General features: G+C 73.1%; 2 protein-coding genes. Both read left to right on the top strand.

The annotated features are described in order from the left end of the window. Positions 1 to 394 precede the first annotated feature (394 nt). Positions 395 to 1,690, top strand: coding sequence for an NAD(P)/FAD-dependent oxidoreductase (locus AXW62_RS39390; protein ID WP_060948531.1), 1,296 nt, complete (start codon positions 395 to 397; stop codon positions 1,688 to 1,690). A gap of 107 nt (positions 1,691 to 1,797) precedes the next feature. Then, positions 1,798 to 3,216, top strand: a 1,419-nt coding sequence (gene dnaG, locus AXW62_RS39385; protein ID WP_060948530.1) for a DNA primase, incomplete at its 3' end; no start/stop codon positions are given.

The raw sequence follows: 3,216 nt of genomic DNA, 5'->3' as shown, positions 1-3,216 counted from the left end.
GACCGTCGCCCGCTACCGCCCGCCGGGTCCGTCGCCGCTACCGCCCGCCGGGTCCGTCGCCCGCCGCCACGCGCCGGGTCCGTCGCCAGCCACCGCCCGGCCGGGTCCGTCGCCCGCCACCGCTCGCCGGGTCCGTCGCCAGCCGCCGCCCGCCGCCCGCCGGATCCGGCCCGGCGCACACATCCGGCCTACCGGCCCTTCCGGACGCACGCTTCGGTGCGGGAGGCTCGCCTTGGTACCCCACGCACACCACACACAGCCGTACAGCCCGTACAGCACACACCACACACACCACACACACCACGCACAGCCCACACAGCACGACCTGACGCGACCGGGGTAAGGCACTCACAGAGGCACTGCTCGGCACTGCTCGGCAGCGAGGAGGACACAAGTGGTCGACGCACACCAGACGTTCGTCATCGTCGGAGGGGGCCTGGCCGGGGCGAAAGCCGCGGAAACCCTTCGAGCGGAGGGCTTCACCGGGCGGGTGATCCTCATCTGTGACGAGCGCGACCACCCCTATGAGCGGCCCCCGCTCTCCAAGGGCTTCCTCACCGGCAGCCAGGAGCGCGACAGCGTCTTCGTCCACGAGCCCGCCTGGTACGCCCAGGCCGATATCGAGCTCCACCTCGGCCAGCCCGCCGTCCACCTGGACCGGGCCGCCAAGGCCGTGACCCTGGGCGACGGCACCCGCGTCCACTACGACCGGCTGCTGCTGGCCACCGGCGCCGAGCCGCGCCGCCTCGACATCCCCGGCACCGGCCTGGCCGGGGTCCACCATCTGCGCCGGCTGGCCCACGCCGAGCGGCTCAAGGGCGTCCTGGCCGCCCTCGGCCGGGACAACGGCCAGCTGGTCATCGCGGGCGCCGGCTGGATCGGTCTGGAGGTCGCGGCCGCCGCCCGGGGCTATGGCGCCGAGGTGACCATCGTCGAGTCCGAGCCCACCCCGCTCCATCCCGTCCTCGGCCCCGAGCTGGGCGCCCTCTTCGCCGATCTCCACGCCGAGCACGGCGTCCGTTTCCACTTCGGCGCCCGCCTCACCGAGATCACCGGCCAGGACGGCATGGTGCTGGCCGCCCTCACCGACGACGGCGAGGAGCACCCCGCCCACAGCGTGCTGGCCGCCATCGGCGCCGCCCCGCGTACCGCCCTCGCCGAGGCCGCGGGCCTGGAGGTGGTGGACCGCGCGGCGGGCGGCGGCATCGCGGTCGACGCCTCGCTGCGCACCAGCGACCCGGACATCTTCGCGGCGGGCGACGTCGCCTCCGCCCCGCTCGCCTTCCTCGAGGGCACCCCGGTACGGGCCGCCCTGCCGCCGAGCGCCCGGCTGCGCGTCGAGCACTGGGCCAACGCCCTGAACGGCGGCCCGGCGGCGGCCCGCGCCATGCTCGGCCAGGACGTCGCCTACGACCGGGTGCCGTACTTCTTCTCCGACCAGTACGACGTCGGCCTGGAGTACTCCGGCTACGCCCCGCCCGGCAGTTACGACCAGGTGCTGGTGCGCGGCGACGTCGGCAAGCGGCAGTTCATCGCCTTCTGGCTGAACGACGGCCGCCTGCTCGCGGGGATGAACGTCAACGTATGGGACGTCACCGAGCAGATCCAGCGGCTCATCCGCGGCGGCGACCAGCTGGACCCGGCGGCCCTGGCCGACCCGTCCGTCCCGCTGACCTCACTGCTGCCGTAGGCGCCGGGGCACGCCCCGGGCACGCCCCGGGCACGCCCCCACCGGGGTCCGGCAGGGTCCGGCAGGCGACGGACGGCGGTGTCGGACCCCGGCCGTAGAATTCGGGCGTGGCAGGCAGGATCAACGATGACGACGTGAAGGCGGTGCGGGCAGCGGTCCCGATCGACGCCGTCGTATCCGAATACCTCCAGCTGCGCAACGCGGGGGGTGGCAATCTCAAGGGCCTGTGCCCCTTCCATGACGAGAAGTCCCCGTCCTTCCAGGTCAGCCCCAGCAAGGGGCTCTACTACTGCTTCGGCTGCCAGGAGGGCGGCGACACCGTCGACTTCATCATGAAGATCGACCACCTCTCCTTCGCCGAGACCATCGAGCGGCTGGCCTCCCAGGCCGGGATCACCCTGCGCTACGAGGAGGGCGGTTACACCCCCGGCCGCCAGCAGGGCGAGCGCACCCGCCTGGTCGAGGCCCACAAGGTGGCCGCGCAGTTCTACATCGAGCAGCTGGAGCGCCCCGAGGCGGAGATCGGCCGCGCCTTCCTGGCCGGGCGCGGCTTCGACCAGGCCGCGGCGCAGCACTTCGGCGTCGGCTACAGCCCGGCGGGCTGGGACCACCTCGTCCGCTTCCTGCGCGGCCGTGGCTTCACCGACAAGGAGCTGATCCTCTCCGGGCTCGCCCAGGAGGGCCGGCGCGGCCCCATCGACCGCTTCCGGGGCCGGCTGATGTGGCCGATCCGGGACATCGCCGGTGAGGTCGTCGGCTTCGGCGCCCGGAAGCTGCGCGACGACGACAACGGCCCCAAGTACCTCAACACCCCCGAGACCCCGATCTACAAGAAGTCCCAGGTCCTCTACGGCATCGACCTCGCCAAGAAGGAGATCGCCAAGACCAGCCGGGCGGTGGTGGTCGAGGGCTACACGGACGTCATGGCCTGCCATCTCGCGGGCGTCACCACCGCCATCGCCACCTGCGGCACCTCCTTCGGCGGCGACCACATCAAGATCCTCCGGCGGCTGCTGATGGACAACGCGGGCGCGGAGGTCGTCTTCACCTTCGACGGCGACGCGGCCGGTCAGAAGGCGGCGCTGCGCGCCTTCGAGGACGACCAGCGGTTCGCCGCCGAGACCTCCATCGCGATCACGCCCGACGGGATGGACCCGTGCGAGCTGCGCCTGGCCCGCGGCGACGAGGCCGTGGTCTCCCTGGTCGACAGCCGGACCCCGCTGTTCGCCTTCGCGCTGACGTCGATCGTCTCCCGCTACAACCTGGACACCGAGGAGGGCCGTATCGCCGCGGTCGACGAGGCGGTACCGGTCGTCGCGGCGATCAAGAACCCGGGGCTGCGGGACCGCTATGCGATCCGCTTGATCGGGATGGTCGGCATCGCCAGTCAGGCGGAGGAGCAGTCGATCATCCGCCGGGTGCGCGGGCTGGCCCGCAGCAGGCAGAACGGCGCCCCGGAGCACGGCGGCCGCGGCGACCAGCGGGGCGGCGGTCCGGGCGGGCCCCGGTACGGCGGGCGCGGCGAC

Source organism: Streptomyces hygroscopicus subsp. hygroscopicus (assembly GCF_001553455.1).
Taxonomy (GTDB): Bacteria; Actinomycetota; Actinomycetes; order Streptomycetales; family Streptomycetaceae; genus Streptomyces; species Streptomyces hygroscopicus.
The sequence above is the reverse complement of the archived record's forward strand: the minus strand, read 5'-3'. Positions and strand labels throughout refer to the sequence as shown.